General features: G+C 54.3%; 19 protein-coding genes. 9 read left to right on the top strand and 10 right to left on the bottom strand.

The features are described 5' to 3' along the window. Positions 1-259 precede the first annotated feature (259 nt). The 6 genes from LPB67_RS11245 to LPB67_RS11220 form a co-directional block, all read right to left on the bottom strand. A complete protein-coding gene (locus LPB67_RS11245; protein WP_262837273.1) occupies positions 260-1,471 on the bottom strand; it encodes an ABC transporter substrate-binding protein in 1,212 nt (403 codons plus the stop codon). Between the two features lie 102 nt (positions 1,472-1,573). Continuing rightward, positions 1,574-2,365 (bottom strand): ABC transporter ATP-binding protein, encoded by a 792-nt coding sequence (locus tag LPB67_RS11240; RefSeq protein ID WP_262837272.1) that lies wholly within the window; start codon positions 2,363-2,365, stop codon positions 1,574-1,576. Beyond that, a complete protein-coding gene (locus tag LPB67_RS11235; RefSeq protein ID WP_262837271.1) occupies positions 2,362-3,135 on the bottom strand; it encodes an ABC transporter ATP-binding protein in 774 nt (257 codons plus the stop codon). The genes LPB67_RS11240 and LPB67_RS11235 overlap by 4 nt, the downstream gene beginning before the upstream one ends. Before the next feature lie 269 nt (positions 3,136-3,404). Beyond that, positions 3,405-5,030 carry a GMC family oxidoreductase gene (locus LPB67_RS11230; RefSeq protein WP_262837270.1) on the bottom strand — a complete coding sequence of 542 codons (1,626 nt, stop codon included), beginning with the start codon at positions 5,028-5,030 and terminating at the stop codon, positions 3,405-3,407. Between the two features lie 6 nt (positions 5,031-5,036). Further along, positions 5,037-6,104 carry an NAD(P)H-dependent flavin oxidoreductase gene (locus LPB67_RS11225; RefSeq protein WP_262837269.1) on the bottom strand — a complete coding sequence of 356 codons (1,068 nt, stop codon included), beginning with the start codon at positions 6,102-6,104 and terminating at the stop codon, positions 5,037-5,039. A 131-nt stretch (positions 6,105-6,235) separates the two neighbouring features. Then, a complete protein-coding gene (locus LPB67_RS11220) occupies positions 6,236-7,750 on the bottom strand; it encodes a CoA-acylating methylmalonate-semialdehyde dehydrogenase (RefSeq protein WP_262837268.1) in 1,515 nt (504 codons plus the stop codon). Positions 7,751-7,900: 150 nt separating this feature from the next. On the opposite strand from LPB67_RS11220, the gene LPB67_RS11215 reads away from it, so the two are divergent. The 4 genes from LPB67_RS11215 to LPB67_RS11200 all read left to right on the top strand — a co-directional run bounded on the left by LPB67_RS11215 (position 7,901) and on the right by LPB67_RS11200 (position 10,274). Then, positions 7,901-8,791, top strand: a complete 891-nt coding sequence (locus LPB67_RS11215) for a LysR family transcriptional regulator (RefSeq protein ID WP_262837267.1) — start codon at positions 7,901-7,903, stop codon at positions 8,789-8,791. A gap of 182 nt (positions 8,792-8,973) precedes the next feature. Continuing rightward, the gene (locus LPB67_RS11210) at positions 8,974-9,240 is read left to right on the top strand and encodes a hypothetical protein (RefSeq protein WP_262837266.1); all 267 of its coding nucleotides are present in this window, start codon (positions 8,974-8,976) and stop codon (positions 9,238-9,240) included. Between the two features lie 43 nt (positions 9,241-9,283). Then, complete coding sequence (locus LPB67_RS11205) at positions 9,284-9,733, top strand: FKBP-type peptidyl-prolyl cis-trans isomerase (RefSeq protein ID WP_262837265.1); 450 nt, start codon at positions 9,284-9,286, stop codon at positions 9,731-9,733. 25 nt (positions 9,734-9,758) lie between these two features. Beyond that, complete coding sequence (locus tag LPB67_RS11200; RefSeq protein WP_262837264.1) at positions 9,759-10,274, top strand: M48 family metallopeptidase; 516 nt, start codon at positions 9,759-9,761, stop codon at positions 10,272-10,274. Between the two features lie 17 nt (positions 10,275-10,291). Here the strand turns inward: LPB67_RS11200 and LPB67_RS11195 are convergent, their stop codons facing one another. Further along, complete coding sequence (locus LPB67_RS11195) at positions 10,292-10,552, bottom strand: hypothetical protein (protein WP_262837263.1); 261 nt, start codon at positions 10,550-10,552, stop codon at positions 10,292-10,294. A gap of 249 nt (positions 10,553-10,801) precedes the next feature. Between LPB67_RS11195 and glpK the strand changes: the two genes are divergently transcribed. Beyond that, a complete protein-coding gene (gene glpK / locus LPB67_RS11190) occupies positions 10,802-12,271 on the top strand; it encodes a glycerol kinase GlpK (protein WP_262837262.1) in 1,470 nt (489 codons plus the stop codon). Positions 12,272-12,320: 49 nt separating this feature from the next. On the opposite strand, the gene LPB67_RS11185 is transcribed toward glpK, so the two are convergent. After that, positions 12,321-12,995 carry a glycine zipper 2TM domain-containing protein gene (locus tag LPB67_RS11185; protein WP_262837261.1) on the bottom strand — a complete coding sequence of 225 codons (675 nt, stop codon included), beginning with the start codon at positions 12,993-12,995 and terminating at the stop codon, positions 12,321-12,323. A gap of 198 nt (positions 12,996-13,193) precedes the next feature. Here LPB67_RS11185 and LPB67_RS11180 point away from each other — a divergent pair, with 198 nt between their 5' ends. Together LPB67_RS11180 and LPB67_RS11175 are read left to right on the top strand one after the other, a co-directional pair. Next, positions 13,194-13,718, top strand: coding sequence for an SRPBCC family protein (locus LPB67_RS11180; protein ID WP_262837260.1), 525 nt, complete (start codon positions 13,194-13,196; stop codon positions 13,716-13,718). A 296-nt stretch (positions 13,719-14,014) separates the two neighbouring features. Beyond that, positions 14,015-15,127: a GNAT family N-acetyltransferase gene (locus tag LPB67_RS11175; protein ID WP_262837258.1), complete on the top strand. Its 1,113-nt coding sequence runs from the start codon at positions 14,015-14,017 to the stop codon at positions 15,125-15,127. A 3-nt stretch (positions 15,128-15,130) separates the two neighbouring features. Here the strand turns inward: LPB67_RS11175 and LPB67_RS11170 are convergent, their stop codons facing one another. Next, entirely contained in the window at positions 15,131-15,673 is a 543-nt protein-coding gene (locus tag LPB67_RS11170; RefSeq protein WP_262837257.1) for a DUF2867 domain-containing protein, read from the bottom strand. Between the two features lie 110 nt (positions 15,674-15,783). Here LPB67_RS11170 and LPB67_RS11165 point away from each other — a divergent pair, with 110 nt between their 5' ends. Both LPB67_RS11165 and LPB67_RS11160 read left to right on the top strand, forming a co-directional pair. Then, the gene (locus LPB67_RS11165; RefSeq protein ID WP_262837256.1) at positions 15,784-16,998 is read left to right on the top strand and encodes a DUF3419 family protein; all 1,215 of its coding nucleotides are present in this window, start codon (positions 15,784-15,786) and stop codon (positions 16,996-16,998) included. 143 nt (positions 16,999-17,141) lie between these two features. Then, on the top strand, positions 17,142-18,260 hold the full coding sequence (locus LPB67_RS11160) for a GNAT family N-acetyltransferase (protein ID WP_262837255.1): 1,119 nt from the start codon (positions 17,142-17,144) through the stop codon (positions 18,258-18,260). Positions 18,261-19,362: 1,102 nt separating this feature from the next. Here LPB67_RS11160 and putA read toward each other — a convergent pair. Next, complete coding sequence (gene putA / locus LPB67_RS11155; RefSeq protein ID WP_262837254.1) at positions 19,363-23,004, bottom strand: trifunctional transcriptional regulator/proline dehydrogenase/L-glutamate gamma-semialdehyde dehydrogenase; 3,642 nt, start codon at positions 23,002-23,004, stop codon at positions 19,363-19,365. Positions 23,005-23,093 lie beyond the last annotated feature (89 nt).

The raw sequence follows: 23,093 nt of genomic DNA, 5'->3' as shown, positions 1-23,093 counted from the left end.
CCTGACGCAGATGTATACGCGACTTACAACATGATCACCATTATTGCTGCGACGTTCTCGACTTCCGATATCAGACGTTTTGCCAAATGTTGCGCTGATAAAAAGCAGCTTCGTTTCAGCGTCGCCGTTTGCCTGTGCCCTCACCCCAACCCTCTCCCGCTTGCGGGAGAGGGAGCGTGATCCTGAACAAATATCGGAGAACGATACCGCCTGCGAACAGGCAGGGGGAAAGAAGCATCTAGCGCCCGTTTATATCCAATTACTTCCAGGCAGCGCACTTACTTTCCGCTTTGGTCGTGAATGCCTGATCGCCGGGAATCGTCTGTACCACTTTGTAATAATCCCATGGGTACTTGGATTCAGCCTGGGTTTTGACCTGCATCAGGTACATGTCATGGATCATGCTGCCGTCGCCACGGATCATGCCGTTCTTGGCGTACATGTCGTTGATCTTCATGCTGCGCAATTTCGCCAATACTTTGTCGGTATCATCGCTGCCGGCCGCTTTGACCGCGTTCAGGTATTGCAAGGTGGCGGAGTAATCGGCTGCCTGCAGACTCGATGGCATCTTTTTCATTTTGCCGAAATAACGACGCGACCAGGCGCGGGTTTCTTCGTTCGCATCCCAGTACCAGCTATCGGTCAGGTACATGCCCTGGGTCAGGTTCAGGGTCAATGAATGCACATCGTTGATAAACATCAGCAGACCGGCCAGCTTCATGGTTTTGGTCACGCCGAATTCATTCGCGGCCTTGATCGCATTGATGGTGTCGCCACCGGCATTCGCCAGACCCAGAATCTGGGCTTTGGATGCTTGTGCCTGCAACAGGAAAGAAGAGAAATCCGATGCCGACAATGGATGACGCACAGCACCTGCCACCGTGCCGCCGGCGGCTTTGACCACTGCCGTAGTATCGCCTTCCAGCGACGCGCCGAACGCATAATCGGCGGTCAGGAAATACCAGCTTTTGCCGCCCTGTTTGACCACCGCAGAACCTGTGCCTTTGGCCAGCGCCACTGTGTCGTACGCATAGTGAATCGTGTAGGGTGTGCATTCTTCATTAGTCAAACGCGCCGTTCCGGCACCGATGGAAATGAAGGGCTTTTTCTTTTCCAGGGCGACCTTGGACATCGCCAGACCGGTACCGGAATTGGTACCGCCGATCAGCATGTCGACGCCGTCGCGGTCGAACCATTCGCGCGCTCTGCTGGCGGCGATATCGGCTTTGTTTTGATGATCGGCGGTCACCAGTTCGATTTTTTTGCCCAGGACCGTGCCGCCGAAATCGGCGATCGCCATCTTGATCGCTTCCGCCCCGCCCTGACCGTCGATATCGGAATACAGGCCAGAAACGTCCGTGATAAAACCGATCTTCACGACATCGCCGGATACCTGTGCCGAGGCTGAACCGGACAAAGCTGCCAAGGCGGCAGATACGGCCAGTGCTGCTACTTTGTATTGTGTTTTCATGCGTCTTCTCCAATCATTTTTTTCATATGAATAAAAGGAACTCTGCGGTAAGCCGACCATTGAGGTCCAAAGTTTCCTGCACTGCTTTACACGTAACGACTTTCAGACACCTAATAATTCATTCAATACCGACATCTTGTCCTGCAACTCTGCTGCCGCAAAGGTCTCGACAATTTGTCCATGCTCCATCACATAAAAGCGGTCCGCCAGCGGCGCGGCGAAGCGGAAATTCTGTTCCACCATGATGATGGTGTAGCCCTTGGCCTTGAGCGTGGTAATCATGCGCGCCAGCGCCTGCACGATCACCGGTGCCAGGCCTTCGGAAATTTCATCCAGCAGCAGCAGGCGGGCGCCGGTACGCAGGATGCGGGCTACTGCCAGCATCTGCTGCTCACCGCCGGACAAGCGGGTGCCCTGGCTGTTCTTGCGCTCGGCCAGGTTCGGGAACATCGCGTAGATTTCGTCGATCGACATGCCCTGATCCTTGCTAGATACCGACGGCGGCAGCATCAGGTTTTCTTCGGTCGATAAGGATGAAAAAATCCCGCGCTCTTCGGGGCAATAACCGACACCCAGATGGGCCACCTTGTAGGTCGGCAGGCCGATGGCTTCGACGCCATTGATCTTGATCGAGCCTTTGCGTGCCCCGGTCAGCCCCATGATGGCGCGCATCGTGGTGGTGCGGCCGGCGCCATTGCGACCCAGCAGGGTCACGACTTCGCCGGGATTCACCACCAGATTCACATCATGCAAAATATGCGACTCGCCGTACCAGGCTTGCAGATTCGTGATCTGTAGCGCTGGCGCGGTGGTGGTGGCGGTTGCTCGATTAGTGGCTTGATTACTTGCTTGACTAGTGGCTGACGCCGTTGCGTACACGTTTGCGGAACTCATGCATGCGCTCCTTCGAGTTCGCCGGCGGTGCTGCCCATATACGCTTCCATGACTTTCGGATTTTTAGAAACTTCTTCGTAGCGACCTTCGGCCAGCATGGCACCGCGCTGCAAGACCGAAATCTTGTCGCAGATGCCAGACACCACGCTCATATTATGTTCGACCATCAGAATAGTGCGCCCTGCCGACACTTTCTTGATCAGCTCGGTCACGCGGTGCACATCTTCATGTCCCATTCCCTGGGTCGGTTCATCGAGCAGCATCATTTCAGGCTCCATCGCCAGGGTGGTGGCGATCTCCAGCGCGCGTTTGCGTCCATACGGCAAATCAACCGTGATGGTGTCGGCAAATTCGGTCAGATCGACCTGCGCCAGCAGCGCCATGGCCTGGTCGTTTAAACGCCCAAGGCTGGCACCGTTTTTCCAGAAATGGAAGGAAGTACCGAGCTGGCGTTGCAGACCAATACGCACATTTTCCATCACGCTCAGGTGCGGGAACACTGCCGAAATCTGGAACGAGCGAATGATGCCCTGACGCGCAATCTGCGCCGGTTTGGCCGCCGTGATGTCGCGACCGTTAAACAGGATCTGCCCTGAGGTCGGCACCAGGAATTTAGTGAGTAAATTGAAGCAGGTAGTTTTACCGGCACCGTTAGGGCCGATCAATGCATGAATATGTCCGCGCTGCACTTGCAGGTTAACATCGCTCACCGCGGTAAAGCCCTTGAACTCTTTGGTCAAATGCTTCGTCTCTAGGATGACATCGGTCATCTGGTCTCCTTATTGCCTGCGTAGTTTCATTACGAACTGCACTATGACAACCCTGTTGGATTTTATATTTTTAATTACCAAAAGGGACTTTTTATTCTATTTTTAGCGATTTTTATCGCCTTTTTATATTACACATCGCCGTAAGTTTTCAACAATACGGTATAACTACTGTAAGTAGTAACCACAGGATTTTGCCGCATGATCACGGAGTATTAAAACATATTATCTTCTCCGATGAGGTGTAAATGACGCCGTCCTCAAGGCTATATTTAACGCCGCGCCGCCAGCAACATCTGCGCGGCTTTTTCTGCAATCATCAGGGTCGGTGAATTGGTATTGCCGGAGGTGATGGTCGGCATGATCGAGGCATCCGCCACCCGCAAACCGCGTATCCCAATCACCCGCAATGCGCTATCGACCACGGCCAGCTTATCGGTCGTCGCACCCATCTTGCAAGTCCCGACCGGATGAAAAATCGTGGTACCGATATCGCCGGCAGCACGGGCTAATTCTTCCTCGGTGCGGAACTGCGCGCCCGGCTTCATTTCTTCGGGCGCATATTTTTGCAGCGCCGGTGCGGCGACGATCTTGCGCGTCAGGGTCAGCGAATCGGCGGCGATCTTTCTGTCCTCAGCCGTGCTCAGATAATTCGGCGTGATCTTGGGTGCTGCCAGCGGATCCCTGCTGGCAATCCGCACATGGCCGCGCGAGGTCGGACGCAAGTTGCAGACGCTGGCGGTAAACGCCGGAAAAGGATGCAGAGGATCGCCAAACTTCTCCAGCGACAGCGGCTGCACATGGTATTGCAGGTTAGGCGTGGCCTGACTCGCATCGGAACGGGTGAAGGCACCCAGCTGCGACGGCGCCATCGACATCGGACCGCTCTGTTTCAGCAGATATTCGAGGCCGATACGGGCTTTGCCCAGCCAATTATTCGCCATCATGTTCAGGGTCCTGGCGCCGCTGATTTTAAACGCAGAACGGATTTGCAAATGGTCCTGCAGGTTCTCGCCGACACCCCGCAAGTCGTGCAGCACCGGCACACCGAGCTGATGCAAATGCGCGCCATTGCCGATGCCCGATTGCTGCAGGATCGCCGGAGAGCCGATTGCACCGGCGGCCAATACGATTTCCCCTGCCGATTCTGCCGACCATTCCTTGCCGCCGCCAGTGAATTCTACGCCCGTACAGACCTTGCCTTGCTCACTGTCCGTGAATTGCAGACGCTTGACCTGGCAACCTGTCATGATGGTCAGGTTGCTGCGTCCGGCTGCCGGCCTTAAAAACGCCTTCGAGGCATTCCAGCGTATGCCGCGTTTTTGGTTCACATCAAAGTAACCGCAACCCTCATTGTCGCCGCGATTGAAATCATCGGTCTTGGGGATGCCGACCTGGGATGCCGCTTCGCGAAAAGCATCCAGGATTTCCCACGACAACCTTTGCTGTTCGACCCGCCATTCGCCGCCTGTCCCATGCATCGCACTCGCACCGCCGTAATGGTCTTCGCTCTTTTTAAACAGCGGCAAGACCTGGTCCCAGCGCCAGCTGGCGTCGCCGCTCTGCTCGGCCCACTGCCGGTAATCCTGTTCCTGACCGCGCATATAAATCATGCCGTTGATCGAGGAACAGCCGCCCAGCACTTTACCGCGCGGATAGATCAGGCTGCGACCGTTCAGGCCAGGCTCGTTTTCGGTGCGAAACATCCAGTCGGTGCGCGGATTATTGATGCAGTACAGATAGCCGACCGGGATATGAATCCAGACATAATCATCCTTGCCGCCTGCCTCCAGCAGCAAGACTTCGTGCTGGGGATTTTGCGATAAACGATTCGCCAGCACGCAGCCCGCGGTGCCTGCGCCGATGATGATGTAGTCGTATTTGCCTGCTGATTGCATAGTGTTTTAGTGTGATTGGTGTTGCTGTAATTCAGCGACCAGCGTTGCGATTAAAGCCGCGGCCGTCATCTGGCGCACCCGGTGTGCGCCTTGCCCGGCCCACATCGACATCAATTCGGTGTCGTTGGTCTTGGCGGCATGCGCGCGCAGGCTGCCGGTCAGGGCGTTTTGTATCGGATAAGCTGGGACTTGTCCGGCGACCGCCTGCATCGTTTGCATAAAGCGATTGCGCACGCCGCGCGCGATGCGGCCGGAGAAGGCGCGGGTCTGCATGGTTGCATCCTGGGCGTCCGGTTCGTCCTGGCTGGCCAGTTCCAGCAATTTCGCTTTGTACGCAGGATGGATCGCCGCCTCATCGGTGGTCAAAAATGCGGTGCCCATCTGCACCATCTGCGCACCGGCTTGCAAGACTTGCGCGATATCGCGGCCATGCATGATGCCGCCCGCCGCGATCAGGGGCAGCCGGCTATGCGGCTGCACTTGCCGCAATAAATCCATGATGCCCAGGGTGGCATCTTCCTGCCGGCCGATGAAGGTGCCGCGATGTCCGCCGGCTTCGACCCCTTGCAAACAGATCGCATCGGCCCCCATGGCTTGCCAGACCTGCGCCTCCGCCAGGTTGGTGGCGGTGCCGACCACCAGGATGCCGGCCTCATGCAGACGCTGGATCTGGCTCGCATGCAAGATGTCGAAAGTAAAACTGGCGACTGCCGGACGCGCGATCAGCAGGGCATCGAGCTGCGCATCGAAATCCTCGCACCAGCGCGTCGGTGTCGGCAAGCCATCCCACCCCAGCGACTGCCAGACCGGCTGCAATAATTGTTTGGCCGATTCCAGCACCGCATCATCAATCTGCGGACGCGTCTGGACGAATAGATTGATCGCAAACGGCTTGTCGGTCAGGCGACGGATATGCTCGGCCTGTTCGATGATCGCCAGCGGCGTCAGCAAAGGCGCCGCGAGCGAACCCAGCGCACCGGCATTCGACACCGCCGCCACCAGTTCGGGCGTGGTGGCGCCACCCGCCATCGGCGCCTGGATAATCGGGTGGGAACAAAGCTGCGTGATCTTCATGGGAGTTGGCTCCAGGTTGCGTGCCCCGCACGATTTAACATACTAAGGGAGAGTATTGGCATCAATCGACCCATCCCGCATATAAACAAAGCGGGATAAAGTTTTATTTACCTATACTCCCCTAAAATAACTTATTTCGCAACCGGCATGGTGAACTCGGCACCCTTGCCTATGCTGTCCGGCCAGCGCTGCATGATCGATTTGTAGCGGGTATAAAAACGGATGCCTTCTTCGCCATACGCATGCTGGTCGCCGAACAGCGAGCGCTTCCAGCCGCCGAAAGAATGCCAGGCCATCGGCACCGGAATCGGCACGTTGATGCCGACCATGCCGACCTGGATCCGGCGTGAGAATTCACGCGCGGTATTACCATCCGAGGTGAACAGCGAGACGCCGTTGCCGAATTCATGCCGGTTGATCAGCTCGACCGCACTGGCAAAATCCGGCACCCGCACCACGCACAACACCGGGCCGAAAATTTCTTCGCGGTGGATTTTCATGCCCTCTCTGACATGATCAAACAGCGTGCCGCCGAGGAAGAATCCGCCCTCGTGTCCCGGCACGTTCAGGCCGCGGCCATCGACCAACATCGTCGCGCCTTCGGCGATCCCGTCGGCGATATAGGCTTCGATTTTCGCCTTGTGGACTGCGGTCACTACCGGGCCCATTTCGGCATCGGCTTCCATGCCGTTTTTGATGATCAAGGCTTTCACACGGGGCACCAAAGCCTCGACCAGTTTATCCGCCACATTGCCCACCGCCACCGCCACCGAGATCGCCATGCAGCGCTCGCCCGCCGAGCCGTAGGCCGCGCCCATCAAGGCATCCACGGCTTGATCGAGATTCGCGTCCGGCATCACCACCAGATGATTTTTCGCCCCGCCCAACGCTTGCACGCGCTTGCCCATGCGGGTGCCTTCGCTATAAATGTACTCGGCAATCGGGGTCGAGCCGACGAAAGAAATCGCCGACACATCGGGATGCTGCAGCAAGCCGTCGACCGCCAGCTTATCGCCCTGCAAGACGTTGAATACGCCGTCCGGCAAACCCGCCTGCTTGAGCAAATCGGCAATCAGCAAAGAACACGATGGATCGCGTTCCGACGGCTTCAGGATAAAGGTATTGCCGGTCGCAATCGCCAGCGGCGCCATCCACATCGGCACCATGAAGGGGAAATTAAACGGCGTAATCCCGGCAGTCACGCCGAGCGGCTGGCGCAGGTTGTAATTGTCGATGCCGCCGCCGATATTGTCGGAGAACTGCGTCTTCAGCAATTGCGGCATGCCGCAGGCGAATTCCACGATCTCGATCCCGCGCGTGACTTCACCCATCGCATCTGACAAAACCTTGCCGTGTTCCTGCGTGATCAGGGTGGCGATCTGCTTATGATGCTGGTCGAGCAGCTCTTTGAACTTGAACATCACCCGCGCACGCTTGAGTGGCGCAGTCTCTGCCCAGGCCGGTGCGGCGGCTTTGGCGGCAGCCACGGCGGCGTTCACATCATCCATGCTTGCCAATACGACTCTGCCGCTCACCGCGCCGGTCGCCGGATTAAACACATCTTGCTGACGCTCACCCGAGGAGGCGTGGCGCTTGCCATTGATGACATGCTGGAGCAAGGCAGGAGAGGAAGAAGTCGAGGACATAAGCAAACCTTTTGGGTAATTTTTAAATGTTCATAGAGACTAAACCAGTGTGCATGCTAAATCCAATGAGTTATTATCAAACCAAATATAAGAAATACTTATAAAGCCCCAGGAAAAAATTCTGGGTTGAGAGGTTTTAATCAAATTCAAATGGACATCACTCAACTCAAAGCCTTCGTCACCGTCGCCAGGGAAGGCAACCTGACACGCGCCGCCGAGCGCCTGCATGTGACGCAGCCGGCGGTCAGCCTGCAAATCAAATCCCTGCAACACAGCCTGGGCCTGCAACTGCTTAACCGTTCTGCCGGCGGCATGACGCTCAGCAATGATGGCGCCAAACTCTTGCCGCATGCCGAACGGGTGCTGGCCAGCATGGCCGATTTTCAGCAAGCCGCCGCCAGCCTGCATTCGACCCTGTCCGGCGAACTGGCGATTGGCACCATCCTCGATCCCGAGTTCACAAGACTCGGGGTGTTTTTAAAGCGTCTGGTGGAAACCTATCCGCAACTCTCGACCAAGCTGCAGCACGGCATGTCGGGTTCGGTCCTGCAGCAAATCCGGGCCGGCACTATCGACGTCGGTTTTTATCTCGGCCAGCCGCCCACTGACGGCAAAACCCAGTATCACACCCTGACACTGACCCGTTTCACCTACCGGGTAGTCGCACCCAGCGGCTGGAAAAACCGGGTCGCCGGCAAGGATTGGGCGGCGCTGGCGCAACTGCCGTGGATCTGGACGCCGCCCGAATCGACCCATAACCGCCTGTTGAGCAAGGTCTTTGCCGAACACCAGGTCACGCCGAATAAGGTCGCGCTGGTCGATCAGGAACCATCGATGCTGGATCTGGTGAAATCCGGGGTCGGCCTGAGTTTGCTGCGCGATGCGATTGCCATACGCGAAGCCCATGCGCACGGACTGGTGATTGCCGATGCGGTCAGCCTGTCGACCGAACTAAGTTTTATCTGTTTAGAAAAACGCCAGCATGAAGCCACCATCGCCGCGGTGTTTGCCTTGCTGAAACTGTGCTGGGGTCTGGAATAGCGCAGCGCCATCGCTGCCCGTGCGAACACAGACAAGGCCGCGTTTCTGCCCTATAATCCTTCACCGATTTGGCGCTCTGGGAGCTGCTGGGCAGGCTTGCCCGATCAATGCAATCGACTGAATCAAGAACTGGAACGAGGTGCCGGTATGGGAAAAATGATGCACGACGACGGAGTCCAATAATGGCCAGCCTACGCTCGACTCGCGCCAGCACGGCGGTCATGCGACTCAAGGACCGAAGCAATAACTTGCCGTATTCCCTGGTCAACACGGCCGATGGACGCTTCTATCTGGTGCTGACGAATGCCGCCGGCGACAACGATAAACTCAATGAACCGCTGGAACTCGATGCCTTCGTTGCCTTCGTCAATAGCATCGGCAAGCAGGCACCGAAAAAAGCCAGCAAACTCGATATCGCCTTCGAAGCAAAATTACGCAACAAACTATAAGAGTACCGGCAGCACTTTTTTACTTTACCTAAGGAATCGCCTAATGAACCGCCATTTCATCGCCAGCCTGGCATTCGGTTTTGCCAGCATCATCGCCCTCGGCCCGGTCAGCGCGCAAACGGCACCCGCCGCCGATGCCGCACCGAAAAAACTGGAATTGCAAAAGATCGACAGCAAGCTCGGCAGCGGCAAAGAAGCTGTCGCAGGCAGCACTGTCACGGTACATTACAGCGGCTGGTTATTCGATCCTAAAAGCGATAAGCAACACGGCATGATGTTCGACAGCTCAGCCGGCGATAAGCCATTTACCTTCCTGCTCGGTACCGGTCGCGTCATCAAAGGCTGGGATCAGGGTGTTGCCGGCATGAAGGTCGGCGGCAAGCGCACCCTCATTATTCCGCAAGAGCTGGGCTATGGCGCCCGCGGCGCCGGCGGTCGCATTCCACCGTATGCGAATTTGATTTTTGACGTCGAATTGCTGGACGTTAAATAAGCCCAAAAAGAAATCGGGCCAGCGAATGCAAAAACGGGAACTCAATTATCTGACCGCCTATCCTGCTGCGATCCAGCAGCAGGTACAGGACCTGATCGCGCATGAACAGCTAGCCGGTTTGCTGCGCAAAAAATATGCGAACGCACATCAAGTCCGCACCGACAAGGCGCTGTACCAGTATGTCCAGGATCTGAAAAATACCCATTTACGCAATGGCGACCAGATCAGCAAGGTCCATTTTGACAGCAAGATCAAAGTCATCCAGCACGCGCTGGGACAGCACACCTTCATCTCCAGAGTGCAGGGCAATAAGCTCAAATCCAAGCACGAGATCCGCGTCGCCACCCTGTTTAAACAAGTGCCGGAAGAATTTCTGAAAATGATCGTGGTGCATGAACTCGCGCACCTGAAAGAGAAAGAGCACAACAAAGCGTTTTATCAGCTTTGCAGTTATATGGAACCGCAATACCATCAATACGAACTCGATTTGCGGCTGTATCTGACGCAATGCGAACTGAGTAACGAGCCGGTCTGGACTTAACGAGGATTTGCTAATCGCTAGCGCTGCTTTTGCCAGATGATTTCGTTCGAATAAATCGCATAGAAAAAGCCGCAGATCGCTGCCACCGTCACGCTGGTGCCGGCGAAAAACCAGAAGCTCAATCCAGCCGGAAATACCGCCTGATACCAGCCGATGAGGCTCATCGCCATCATCCCGCCGTAAGAAAAATTCAGCATGCGCTGTTTTTTCTGTGATACCCCGACCGCCAGACAGCCGAGCACCATCACAGACAAGGTAAAACTGATCGCTTCTAACATGATCCCCCTCCTTTCTTTCACTGTCATGTTTACTGTAATTAAGCAGGCATAAAACAAACCTACAGCACTGTTTGTTAAAACTCTTGATAATTCACTATAACAAACTTGCTTGTTTTTACTAGTTTTTTTACTATGCTTTGTGTTGTTATCCGATAACAACCGATTCTGCGGTGCAGCATGTGAAGCGCTTCATAAGACTTACACTAGGGCGCATTCATACAACCAATTCACAACGGCAAACGACTCGACATGACCTATCTGCTCGCTCTCGACCAAGGTACTTCCAGCTCGCGCAGCATCTTGTTTGATCGCGGCGGCAATATCGTCGCGAGCGCGCAGCAGGAGTTCCGGCAGTTGTTCCCGCAACCCGGCTGGGTCGAGCATGATGCACTGGAGATCTGGCAAAGCCAGCTGGCGACCTGCCAAGAAGTGCTCCAGAAAAGCGCTATCAGCGCCAGCCAGATTGCCGGACTCGGCATCGCCAATCAGCGCGAAACCAGCATCCTGTGGCACCGCCGGACCGGCATCCCTGTTGCGAATGCCATCGTCTGGCAAGATCGCCGCACCGCCGCTTATTGCGATGAGTTGCGCAGCCAGGGTTGGGCCGAACGTATCCAGCAAAAAACCGGCCTGATCCTCGATCCGTATTTTTCGGCAACCAAGATCAAATGGCTACTCGATCATGTACCGGATGCGCGTCAGCAGGCCGAACGCGGCGAACTCGCATTCGGCACCGTCGATACCTGGCTGGCCTGGCAACTCAGCGAAGGGCAATTGCATGTCAGCGACGTCAGCAATGCCGCCCGCACCATGCTGTGGAATATCCATACCGGCTGCTGGGATGAAGAATTGCTCGCCTGTTTTGACATTCCGCGCGCGATCTTGCCGCAGGTTCATGCCTCCAGCCATCGCTACGGCCAGGCGACGATTTTTGACCCGGCGATACCGATTGCCGGTATGGCCGGCGACCAGCAAGCGGCGTTATTTGGCCAGGCCTGCTTTAAACCCGGCATGGCCAAAAATACCTATGGCACGGGCTGTTTTATGTTGCTGCATACCGGCGCCGTCTGCGCCACCTCGCATAATGGCCTGATCAGTACTGCGGCCTGCCAGACCGATGAGCGGCGCCAATACGCGCTGGAAGGCAGCGTGTTTATCGGCGGTGCCGTGGTGCAATGGCTGCGCGACGGCTTGAAAGCGATAGCGCATTCGACCGACGTCGAGGACCTGGCAACCACGGTGCCGGATTCCGGCGGCGTCGTGTTCGTGCCGTCGTTCACCGGCTTGGGTGCGCCGTACTGGGTGCCGTCGGCCAAGGGCGCGATCCTCGGCCTGACCCGCGGCACCACGGTCGCGCATATCGCCCGGGCAGCGCTGGAATCGATCGCGTTCCAGAGCACCGCATTGCTGCAGGCGATGACCAAAGATGCGGTTGCACCGATCAGCGAATTACGGGTCGACGGCGGTGCCGCAGCGAATAATCTGCTGCTGCAATTTCAGGCGAATTTATTGGGAATACCGGTAATTCGACCCAAGGTCACCGAGACTACCGCGCTGGGTGCCGCGTATCTGGCCGGTCTTGGCGTGGGCGTGTATGACAGCGTGGAAGAATGCGCGGCGCAGTGGCAAACCGAACGTACTTTTTTACCGGTCATGGGCCGCGAACAGGCCGCTGACTTGATGCAGCAGTGGGAGCTTGCAGTGGGGCGGGTGCGCTAATTTTTAGCGCACCCCGGACCGATGTCAATCAGCCAATGCACATCGGCAATTAACCTAAAGATTCCAGCGTGCCATTGACCGCTTTGACACGGTCGCCGACCCGCCAGCCGTTTTGCGGATAGGTATGCAAGCTGCCGTCATCCATGCGGACTTTGACCTGGTACACGGTATTGGTATTGGAGCGTTTTTCAACTTCATTACCCGCATAACCACCGCCTACCGCACCGGCCACGGTCGCCAGGGTACGGCCATTACCGTTGCCGACCTGATTGCCTAAAATACCGCCCAAAACCGCACCTGCGGCAACGCCCAGACCGCTAGGCTTGGCTTGTTGCTGAATCGCCTGTATCGATTCAACCCGGCCGCAATTCGCACATAACGGGGCCGGATTAGCGCCATTGCCGGCGAGCTGATTCGAGTTTGCCACATGGTGGGTGCTGCTTGCGCTGTGGCGCGGCGCATCGACCGGATAGGGTGAACGCTCCACGACTCCGGCGCGTCGGCCATCCTCAGTTGCCATCTGGGATGGGGGATTGCCAGGATTACCGTTATTCTGTGTCATGGCAGTACCCGCTGCCAAGGATTCCTGAGGGTTGCTATGACCTTGTGAAGTTGGGATCACGCCGGTGATCGCAGCCACGCCGACCAGAGAAACCAGCATGACCGAGACCGCAGCGCCAGCGACCAGGGGATGAATACGGCGAGTAGATTGATTGTTTTCCATGCTTGACCTTTTGTAGTTTTAATGGATTTTAGTATAGAAGCGCGGTTCTGCAAAAAAAAGGCGCTAAGTGTGTCATCTGTAATCGTTTGTAAAACTGCATGACACTTGTTATTTAGACTAAATATGCGCAGAATGAATTCGTTTTAGCTTTCTCCTGTTTTACCTTCCAGCGTCAATAATTCCACCAGAGAGATTACGATGAAAATATTAAAACGCGTTTTGGGTAGCTTGCTGGCACTGATTGTGATTATCCTGGCGATTGCCTTTGCGCTGCCAAACGAGTACGCCGTATCGCGCAGCATGGTGATGAAGGCGCCCGCCGAAAAAATCTATCCACTGATCGTCACGACCAAAGAATGGCAAAAATGGTCGGTCTGGAATCAACGCGATCCTGCCATGCAAATGACGTTCACCGGTCCTGAAGCGGGCAAAGACGCGGCCTGGGACTGGCAAAGTAAAACCCAGGGTAATGGCGGCATGAAATTCACCAATGTCGTGGCGAATCAGCAAATCGATTACGAGCTGCACTTTGAAGGCATGGCCAAGCCGTCGACCGGCAGTTTTACTTTTGAACCGCAAGGCAGTGCGACCAAAATTACCTGGACCATGAAAGGCACTAGCGAAGGCAGCGTATCGACCAAATTATTCGCGCCTTTTATGGACAAACTTGTGGGGCCGGATTTTGAGGCTGGATTAAATAACCTGAAGAAACTGGTTGAATAGGCTGGCAAGTTTTGTTGCAAACAGCGGATGGTTTCAGGGGCATATAAACATACTGGATACCAGTATAATTAAAAATCCGCCATAGAATAGCGGGAATAAGCCTGTTTTTATAAAAATATGGGGGAGTATTTTTACTCCCGTTTTTTTGTTTGCACTCACGACCTTGTCATGGTTCGCCAGCCAAGTTTTGCCGCCAAGCCGATCGTGCGTCCGGTTAAGTCGTCGCTTCCGTTCTGCTTCAGGAGCTGGCGCAAGTCTGGCTGCGCTGTCATCGTATGTCTCTTTTTATTTTTTAAATGCAAAAACTGCTGCTCACGACAGACGCTGAATTTGATGGCTTAGCACCGTCCTGGCGCGCACTTGAGCAGCAGCTTACGCAGGTATTGCCGTTTCAGACCTATGACTGGAACCGCTGCTGGTGGCGCACCTTTGCGGTACGCTCGCTGCTGCGCCGCGATCAGCTAGCGATTATCGCCTTGTACGATCAGGACCGGCTGGTGGCGCTCGCACCGCTGCTGATCTCGCGTATCGGTATTGCGGGCGTCACGCTGTATCGCTATATCCGGCCGTTCGGGTCCGACCCCAACCTGACTGAAATCCGTATTCCGCTGGCGCTGCCCGGCTACCAGGCAGCGCTGATGCAAGCCGTGCTGGATCTGCAGCAACAGCATTCCACAGGCATGAGCGAATGCCAGTTGATCGCGGATCAGGCACAAGCCGAAGCCGCCTTGGCACAGCGACCGTTTTTACAGGCGCTCGATCAGCGTACTATTCCGAATTTCATCTTGCCGCTGGCCGGCGACTGGGAGCATTTTCGGATTGGCTTGAAACGCAATATCAAGGAGTCGATACGCCGTTGCTATAACTCGCTGGCGCGCGCGCAATTGTCGCCCCGTCTGCAAGTGCTGCAAGGTCGCATCGCGATCAGCGCGCAACTCGATTTGTTTTATACGCTGCATGGCGTCAGGGCCGCAGCCGAAACGACGGTAAAACATCCCGATTATTTTTTACATCCACAACACAAGCAGTTTATCGGCGCTTTGCTGGACAGCCCTTTCGCCGAGCGCATGCAATTATTTTGCCTGCATGTAGGCCAGAACATTGTCGCCGTGCGTCTGGGCTTTTTGATGGGGGATGAGCTGTATCTGTATTACTCCGGCTACGATCTGGCATTTGCCAAATACAGTGTGATGACGACGCTGCTGGTCGAAGTGATTCGCTGGTCGATGGAGCAAAAGCTGCAGCGTATCAATTTGTCGGTCGGCGAAGATGTCTCGAAAACCCGCTGGGGTCCCGAGCTGACCGAGTATGTAGAAATCCAGTTTGTCAAAGACGGCTGGTGGCGCAACCGCGTCATCAAAACCATCATCGATTTTCGCAAACGGCGTCAGTCCTTGATTGCAGACTAGGGCCTAGTTGCCGCGATCGGTCGCGCGGTTAAATCTGCGCGATCGGGTGTCTGCATTGGTCCATTTTTTGAGCAGCGCCGGGACGATTTTTTTATGCGCCGGTACCACAAAAAACAAATACATCTTGCCGGTCAGATTATGGATATGCGCCACGGTTGATACCACCGCCGTACCGTTCTCGTCCGACTTGAATACCGAGACCCTGACATCCAGATGCCGGTCGCAATCGCCCAGGATAACTTCTTGTTCAGACATCGCCAGGATAGAGAACATACCGAGTTTGTCGCCTACCTTGTAGATCTTGCGACGCCGCTCTATGCCGCGGAAGTTACCCAGGTTCTTCGAGCCGGACAGCCGCAACATTTTATTCCGCAGGGTAATTAAAACATCGATCCACGCCGGCGTTTTGGCGATCAGATCCAGATACAAGTCGAGTGCTGACTTTTTGTAGGCCCCTACGCTCATCGCAAACGCATGCTGAAAATCGGAATCAATTGCATAGTCCGCAATATTACTCGCCTCTGGCACGGTGGTTTGACTAATCATGCTAATCCTGCTGTTTGCCTAACATTTCATCAAATCTTCATCAAGTTGTCACTGGCCTGTCACCTTAATTACCTACAGTTCTCCGAATACTATCCATATGCGGAGATGGCATGAACACCAAGACCCTGATCGATACTGCAATTATCAACTCTACCACGTCGGGTAGCAAAGGTTTAGCTGATCGTTTGTTCACACATTGGTTTAGCCGTCTGGTGTATGCGCAGATCTGGGAAGATCCGAAATCGGATCTTGATGCATTGCAACTCAAGCCCGGCGCCAATATCCTGACCATCTCCTCCGGCGGCTGCAATGCGCTCGCGTATCTGTCCGCCAATCCGGCCGCGGTGCATGCCGTCGATTTAAATGCCGCCCATCTGGCAATGCTGGAGATGAAGAAAAAAGCCATCAAGCATTTACCCGATTATGATTCGGTGCTGACGTATTTAGGCAACGCGGCGCATAGCGATAACCTGAAACGCTATCAGCGCCACATCCGCCCGCATTTAAGCGAAGAAGCCAGTACTTTCTGGGAAAGCCGCTCATTGCTCGGTCAACCGCGCTATCGTTATTTCAGCAAAAACGCGTATCAATACGGTCTGTTGGGCGACTTCATCGGTTTCGCCCATATGTTCGTTCGCATGATGGGCGGCAACATGAAAAAACTCCTGGAAGCACGTACCCCCGAGGAACAAAGCCGCCTGTTCGATCGCTATCTGGCGCCGGTATTCGATACCGCGATCTTCCGCTTCATTGCCCGCCAGCCGGTTGCCTTGTACAGCCTGGGGATTCCGCCATCGCAATTCGCCGCGCTGAAACACGATGCCAAACAAGGTTTGCATCTGTTATTCAAGGAAAGGATGCGCCACCTGGCCTGCGATTTTCCGATTGAAGAAAATTGCTTCGCCCAGCAAGCGTTCGGCCGCCGCCACGACACCAGTAAACAAGCGGCTTTGCCCATGTATTTGCAAAAACAGTATTTCACCAGTCTGCGCCTGAATATTGACCGGGTTCACGCCCATCACATCACGCTGACCGAGTTTTTGCGCAAGCAGGCAAATGCCTCGATGGATGCGTATCTGTTCCTGGATGCGCAAGACTGGATGGATCAGCAGCAATTAACGGAGCTGTGGGAAGAAGTCACCCGTACTGCAGCAGCGGGGGCCAAGGTTGTGTTCCGTACCGGTGGCGAAGAGTCGCCGCTGGAAGGCAAGTTACCGGCCCATCTGATCTCCGCATGGCAGACCGATGTTGCGCACAATCGTGCCTTGTATGCGACTGATCGCTCGGCAATTTATGGCGGTATGCATTTATACAAAAAAGTTTGAAGAGAACTTACGCAAAAACCGCACTCCCTGCAGAGATGCCGAGAACACGCAGTAGTCATTCTCTTCCCTTACATTCTTCCTGCCTCTGCGGCGAAGATTTTGTTGTTGTGCGTTGCGCTAAATAACATCTAAAACTCTTTACTTTGACACTCCCACCCCATATCCGCGCCGACGCACTGTGGTTGCTGGCGGCCAAAGCCCGCGGTGGTGCGCATTGGCTAAGCAATGTTGATTGCCGGATTGAATGCGTCAGCATTGCCGACAGCACTCAACCGGTCAGTTTATTGGACGCTAGCCATCGCCACACCAGTTATGTGGCAAGTCCTCGTTCAGCCTGGCTGCGCTATGCCCAGGATGAAGTCATCCGCCATGCCCCGCTGCATACGCAAAGTCTGAGCGGCATTGGCAGCACCCTGGTTTTAAGTCCGCTGGCTGCCATGATCAGTGCCTGCGGTATCGATCGCGCGGCGATTGTCGGCAATCACCTGATGTCCACCAATCTCTATCCTGACTGGCAAGCGAACGACATCAAGGATCTGACCGGAAATTTACGCGAGCTGTACCCGGACCGTCCTTTCATGATGCGTAATATTTGTCCCGCAATCACGCCGCAACTGAGCAGCGCTTTGCAAGGGCAGGCATGGAAATTGATCCCGGCGCGCATGATTTACACCTGCGATCCGGCGGATGACAGCGTGTGGAAACATAATCACATCAAAAAAGATGCCAGATTATTAGCCGACCCCAGCATACAAATTATCCCGCCTGAGCAAGTAAGGACTAGCGATCTGGCTAGGATGCGGGCCTTGTTCCGGCAATTATTTATCGAGAAACATTCGAGGCTGAACCCGGATTTCACCCCGGCTTTTTTTGAACTGTGCCTGGAAACCGGATTTCTCGATCTGTACGGCCTGCGCTGGCAAGAGCGTTTGGTCGGGGTCATCGGTATCTATCAGCATCCGGAAGCAGGCTGGCTCACCACACCCCTGATCGGCTATGACACCAGCCTGCCGCAAGAGCTGGGTATTTACCGCCGGCTCATGGCGCTGCTATTGCAACAAGCCAGAGAAAGACAGGCAAAACTCCACTACAGCTCCGGCGCCAGCCAATTCAAGCGCGCCCGCGGCGGCCAGGCACATCTCGAATACACCGCCGTATTTACCGGCCATTTACCCAAATACCGGCAACTTGCGCTGCAAGTGTTTGCAAAGACGCTGCAAAAACTGGCGCCCGCAATCCTGAGCAAAGCAGACCAGCGTTAAATTGATTGTAACTTGCCAAGCCAGCAAATTTCTCACTGTGGATAAGTCACTGCATATCCACAGGACAGTCTGTGCAAAACTGCTTAGTTCTGCGTGAGCGCATTATTTATCCCAAATCTATTCTTTTCCAGTACAGGGCTTATCAGGGTATTTATCTTTTCTGTAAAAGATTGATTCTGTTGATAAAAACCGACTTATCCACAGAAAACGCCTGACGTTAACTATTACTACTATGTATATATACCTTAAGGTAAACAACAAAGGCTTTCGTACTTTCTGTTTTTAAAAGGCCAAACCCTCAAACTATTTAAAATCCAGCAGCTACTCAAGCGCCTGCCTAAATGTGATTACTCGCAAAAATTTTAATCATTAAATCAAAAAAGCTTCGCATAAAAACTCAGGGCAAATACAAAGCCTGGTTTTATGCTGAACCAGCTGATTGCGAGAACCCGAGTGCGGGTCTGTAAGTAAAACCAATGGGGGAGGATCAAGAACAGGCGAAAACAGCGTACCGAGAGTCCTGAGCGACTTTTTAGGAAAGTCTTGGATTAAGAAACCGCATGCCGGATGCGGCTTTCAGAGGCATTTCGTGCTAGCAGGCGCATCCGGCTTGCGGTTTCATTTACATATACAACTTCTTGTAGCCAGTTATTACTCTATCTCTGGGTGTCTCGACGGTAAGAGGTTTTGCTTTTTGCGTAAATCCTCTTGATAATAAAATCGGTTGTGGATAAGTCTAAGGATATCCACTGCACAGCATGTGTGAAACGCCGATTTATTCAAGGACTGAAAAAATTATCCAATAACTGTCCTGTGGTAATACCAGACTTTTTTATCTGCTTATCTTTTTTCCAGTGCATTGATTCTGTTGATAAAAGCCGGCTTATCCACAGAAAGCGCCTGACGTTAACTATTACTACTATGTATATATATATACCTTTATTGTTTTAAACAAAGAAAAGCCATGGCGCAAAAATTTTGCCTAAGTCCTGATATCAATCAAACTGCGATTCAAATGAAAAAAGGTGAAAATGCCAATCCGCATTTTCACCTTTTGATATCTATTTTGAATCAACAAAAATAGGGCTGCATCAGCAGCAGATCAACTCTGTAAGGTCATCAGGCTTGCATTACCGCCAGCTGCCGTGGTGTTGACACATAAAGCGCGCTCGGCTACCAGGCGCCATAACGGCGCTTCGGTCTCTTCATGCACCTCGATTACAGACACGATAGCGCCGCTCAGGGCTGCAAACGCGGGTTTGTAGTCCCTCAGCAGTTCACCTTCAATCAAAGCGAACTGGAGCTCTTCCTGGCCTACCTCTGCCTGCATGATCAAATCACGTACCGCTGCCGGTAAGCCGGATGGCAGGATTGCCATGGTTTGCTTTGGCAAGACAGGGGTATTGCCGGTTGCCAGCAAGGCGGCGATTTGATTCAACAGGCAATTCACGCTGCTTGCTGCGCAAAATACTTTACCGCGCGGGGCGAATGACAAAGTGTTGCGCTCGCCGGTCGGTCCTGGCAATACCAGAGTCATTTTGTAAGGGCTGGCATGGGCGTAGTGATCCGCCAGTTCAGCGATTTTTTCATGGCCGTGGGTTTTGGCCCAGACTAACAAGGCTTCCAGCGCGGGTGGCGATTGCCGTTCATATACGGTATGACCGCCGAGACTGCCGGAAGGATTTTTTTGCAGACGCTTCAGATACAGAGGGCCGCCTGCTTTCGGACCGGTACCGGATTTGCCTTCGCCGCCAAACGGCTGTACGCCGACCACCGCACCGACAATATTGCGGTTCACATAGATATTGCCGACATGCGCGCGTGACGTGATGAAGTCGATGGTTTCATCGATACGGGAATGAATCCCCAGCGTCAGTCCGAATCCTGTCGCATTGATGCTGTCTATCAGTTGCGGCAAATGGTCGCGCTGATAGCGCAAGATATGCAGTACCGGACCGAATACTTCTTTCGTCAGCTCGGACAAGGAGTGAATCTCGACCACGGTCGGAGCGATGAAGGTCCCCTTATTGCAGGCTTCCGCGAGTTGCAGCGAATAGCTGGCGCTGGCTTTTTGTTTGATCTGGTCGATATGCGTTTGCAGGACTTTTTGCGCATCGGCGTCAATCACCGGGCCGATATCAATCGCGAGCTGATCAGGCTTACCGATACGCAGTTCCTGCATCGCGCCTTTCAGCATCTCTATGGTTTTGTCGGCGATATCTTCTTGCAGGCAGAGTACCCGCAAGGCCGAGCAACGCTGGCCTGCGCTGTCGAAGGCCGACGACAGCACGTCATTCACGACTTGTTCCGGCAAGGCGCTGCTGTCAACGATCATGGCATTCTGGCCGCCGGTTTCTGCGATCAATGGAATGTCGATATGCTCTGCCAGCGAGCGCTTGCTCAAGGTGCGATTGATGATTTGCGCGACTTCGGTAGAGCCGGTAAAAATGATGCCTTTCACCCGGCTGTCGGCAACCAGTTGCGCACCGACCACTTCACCCGTCCCCGGCAAGAATTGCAAAGCGCCGCGCGGCACACCGGCCTCATGCAAAAGCTGGATTGCACGGTAGGCGATGATAGGCGTTTGTTCCGCAGGTTTTGCCAGCACCACGTTACCGGCAGCCAAGGCAGCGCTGACTTCACCGATAAAAATCGCCAGCGGAAAATTCCATGGACTGATACAAACCACAGGACCGAGTGCCAGGGTATTCGGCAAATGTTCAACTTGCGCAGCGTAGTAGCGCAGGAAGTCGACCGCTTCGCGCACCTCTGCCAGGGCATTCGGTAAAGATTTGCCGGCTTCGCGAATCGCCAATGCCATGAAATCCAGGGTTTGCGCTTCGAGCAAATCCGCGGCTTTTTTCAGGATTGCTGCACGTTCCGATGGTGCCGTGGTTTGCCAGTCGATCGCATAAGCTTCTGCCTGTGCCAAGGCGGTTTGCACATCTTGCGCGTCGGCTTCAATCACGCTACCGACGATATCCTGATGATCGGCGGGATTGCGCACGGCTCGCGCATTGCTGGCAGATACCTGAGCTTGCAGCAAGGGTCGCGCCTGAATTTGTTGCTGGCCTGCTTCGACAAAATGCCGGCTGATTTTTTGCAGTTCAATCTCATTGCTGAAATCCAGGCCGGAAGAATTTTTGCGTTCTAAACCAAACAAATCTTTAGGCAAGCTAATGCCGGGATGCGGCACGCCGCCAAGTTGTCTTGCGACTTCAACCGGATCTGCGATCAGGGAATCAATCGATACGGATTCATCGACGATCTGATTCACGAACGACGAATTCGCACCATTTTCCAGTAAGCGGCGCACCAGATAGGCCAGCAAAGTCTGATGCGAACCGACCGGGGCATAAATGCGGCAAGGCTTATTCAGCTTGTCTTTGCCGACCACCTGGTCGTACAAGGTTTCGCCCATGCCGTGCAGGCATTGGAATTCATAATCGGTGATGCCGGCTTTTTGCGCCCAGGTATAAATGGCCGACAGCGTCAAGGCATTATGGGTGGCGAATTGCGGATAAATTACATCGGTCGCAGCCAGTAACTTTTGCGCGCAGAACAGATACGACAGATCGGTGTACACCTTGCGGGTATACACCGGGAAGCCGCTCATGCCGTCGACCTGGGCGCGCTTGATTTCGGCATCCCAATACGCGCCTTTGACCAGGCGCACCATGAATTTACGACCGCTGCGATGCGCCAGGTCAACCAGATAATCGATCACATACGGACAGCGTTTTTGATAGCCCTGCACCACAAAGCCGATCCCATCAAAACCTGCCAATTCAGGATCGAATGCCAGCGCTTCCATTAAATCCAGGGACAGTTCGAGACGATCGGTTTCTTCCGCGTCGATATTCAGGCCGATGTTGTAGTGCTTGGCGAGCAGCACCAGATTTTTGAGAATCGGTAACAGTTCATTCAAGGTACGGGATTTTTGCGCCCGTGAATAACGTGGGTGCAAAGCCGACAACTTGACCGAAATACCCGGACCGTCCTTGATCCCGCGTCCGTTCGATGCCTTGCCGATGGCGTGGATCGCGGTTTCGTAGGATTTCAGATAGAACTCGGCATCATGCGCAGTCAATGCCGCTTCGCCCAGCATGTCGTAGGAATAGCGGTAGCCGCGCTTTTCGTTATCCTGGCTGTTCTTGATCGCTTCTTGGATGGTTTGACCGGTCACGAATTGATTGCCCAGCATACGCATTGCCAGATCGACGCCTTTACGTATCAGCGGTTCGCCGCCTTTGGCGATCAGGCGGGTCAACGCAGAACCCAGACCTTGTTCACTATTGGTGCTGACCAATTTACCGGTGACCAGCAAGCCCCAGGTGGCGGCATTCACAAACAGGGACGGTGATTCACCCAGGTGTTTCGCCCAATCGCCTTTGCTGATTTTGTCAGCGATCAGGCGATCTGCGGTTTGATGGTCGGGAATACGCAGCAAGGCTTCGGCCAGGCACATCAGGGCCACACCCTCTTCGGACGATAAAGAAAATTCATGCATCAGCGCATCGACCCCCGACGCGCGGGTGCGCTGTTGTCGCACCGAACTCACAAGTTGATGCGCTAATTGATGGACCGTCGGTTGTGAGTCAGAATGTGGATTAATATGTGCGAGTAGCCATTGCACGGCATCAACCTCATCGCGGCGGTAGACTTCGGTAATCGCCGTTCTCAACGCGGTTTGTTCGGGGAGAATTTCAGCTTGCAGGTGTTGGAAAGGTGTCTGGGCAGGCATAGGAGTCTGAGTGGGAGCCATATAATTATTATCAAAACAAATTTGATTTGATTGTATAGATGAACGAAGATGATTAATTCTGGAAATAT

Source organism: Undibacterium sp. Jales W-56 (assembly GCF_025548535.1).
Lineage (GTDB): Bacteria > Pseudomonadota > Gammaproteobacteria > Burkholderiales > Burkholderiaceae_D > Undibacterium.
This window is presented reverse-complemented; position numbering and strand designations above follow the sequence as displayed.

What these genes read in the sequence shown, in the direction of transcription:
- LPB67_RS11215 (WP_262837267.1), top strand. Translation starts at nt 7,901, where the DNA reads ATGGACATCACTCAACTCAAAGCCTTCGTCACCGTCGCCAGGGAAGGC.
- LPB67_RS11205 (WP_262837265.1), top strand. Translation starts at nt 9,284, where the DNA reads ATGAACCGCCATTTCATCGCCAGCCTGGCATTCGGTTTTGCCAGCATC.
- glpK (WP_262837262.1), top strand. Translation starts at nt 10,802, where the DNA reads ATGACCTATCTGCTCGCTCTCGACCAAGGTACTTCCAGCTCGCGCAGC.
- LPB67_RS11220 (WP_262837268.1), bottom strand. Translation starts at nt 7,750, where the DNA reads ATGTCCTCGACTTCTTCCTCTCCTGCCTTGCTCCAGCATGTCATCAAT.
- LPB67_RS11235 (WP_262837271.1), bottom strand. Translation starts at nt 3,135, where the DNA reads ATGACCGATGTCATCCTAGAGACGAAGCATTTGACCAAAGAGTTCAAG.
- LPB67_RS11200 (WP_262837264.1), top strand. Translation starts at nt 9,759, where the DNA reads ATGCAAAAACGGGAACTCAATTATCTGACCGCCTATCCTGCTGCGATC.
- LPB67_RS11165 (WP_262837256.1), top strand. Translation starts at nt 15,784, where the DNA reads ATGAACACCAAGACCCTGATCGATACTGCAATTATCAACTCTACCACG.
- LPB67_RS11245 (WP_262837273.1), bottom strand. Translation starts at nt 1,471, where the DNA reads ATGAAAACACAATACAAAGTAGCAGCACTGGCCGTATCTGCCGCCTTG.
- LPB67_RS11195 (WP_262837263.1), bottom strand. Translation starts at nt 10,552, where the DNA reads ATGTTAGAAGCGATCAGTTTTACCTTGTCTGTGATGGTGCTCGGCTGT.
- LPB67_RS11175 (WP_262837258.1), top strand. Translation starts at nt 14,015, where the DNA reads ATGCAAAAACTGCTGCTCACGACAGACGCTGAATTTGATGGCTTAGCA.
- LPB67_RS11185 (WP_262837261.1), bottom strand. Translation starts at nt 12,995, where the DNA reads ATGGAAAACAATCAATCTACTCGCCGTATTCATCCCCTGGTCGCTGGC.
- LPB67_RS11210 (WP_262837266.1), top strand. Translation starts at nt 8,974, where the DNA reads ATGGCCAGCCTACGCTCGACTCGCGCCAGCACGGCGGTCATGCGACTC.
- putA (WP_262837254.1), bottom strand. Translation starts at nt 23,004, where the DNA reads ATGCCTGCCCAGACACCTTTCCAACACCTGCAAGCTGAAATTCTCCCC.
- LPB67_RS11230 (WP_262837270.1), bottom strand. Translation starts at nt 5,030, where the DNA reads ATGCAATCAGCAGGCAAATACGACTACATCATCATCGGCGCAGGCACC.
- LPB67_RS11240 (WP_262837272.1), bottom strand. Translation starts at nt 2,365, where the DNA reads ATGAGTTCCGCAAACGTGTACGCAACGGCGTCAGCCACTAGTCAAGCA.
- LPB67_RS11225 (WP_262837269.1), bottom strand. Translation starts at nt 6,104, where the DNA reads ATGAAGATCACGCAGCTTTGTTCCCACCCGATTATCCAGGCGCCGATG.
- LPB67_RS11170 (WP_262837257.1), bottom strand. Translation starts at nt 15,673, where the DNA reads ATGATTAGTCAAACCACCGTGCCAGAGGCGAGTAATATTGCGGACTAT.
- LPB67_RS11180 (WP_262837260.1), top strand. Translation starts at nt 13,194, where the DNA reads ATGAAAATATTAAAACGCGTTTTGGGTAGCTTGCTGGCACTGATTGTG.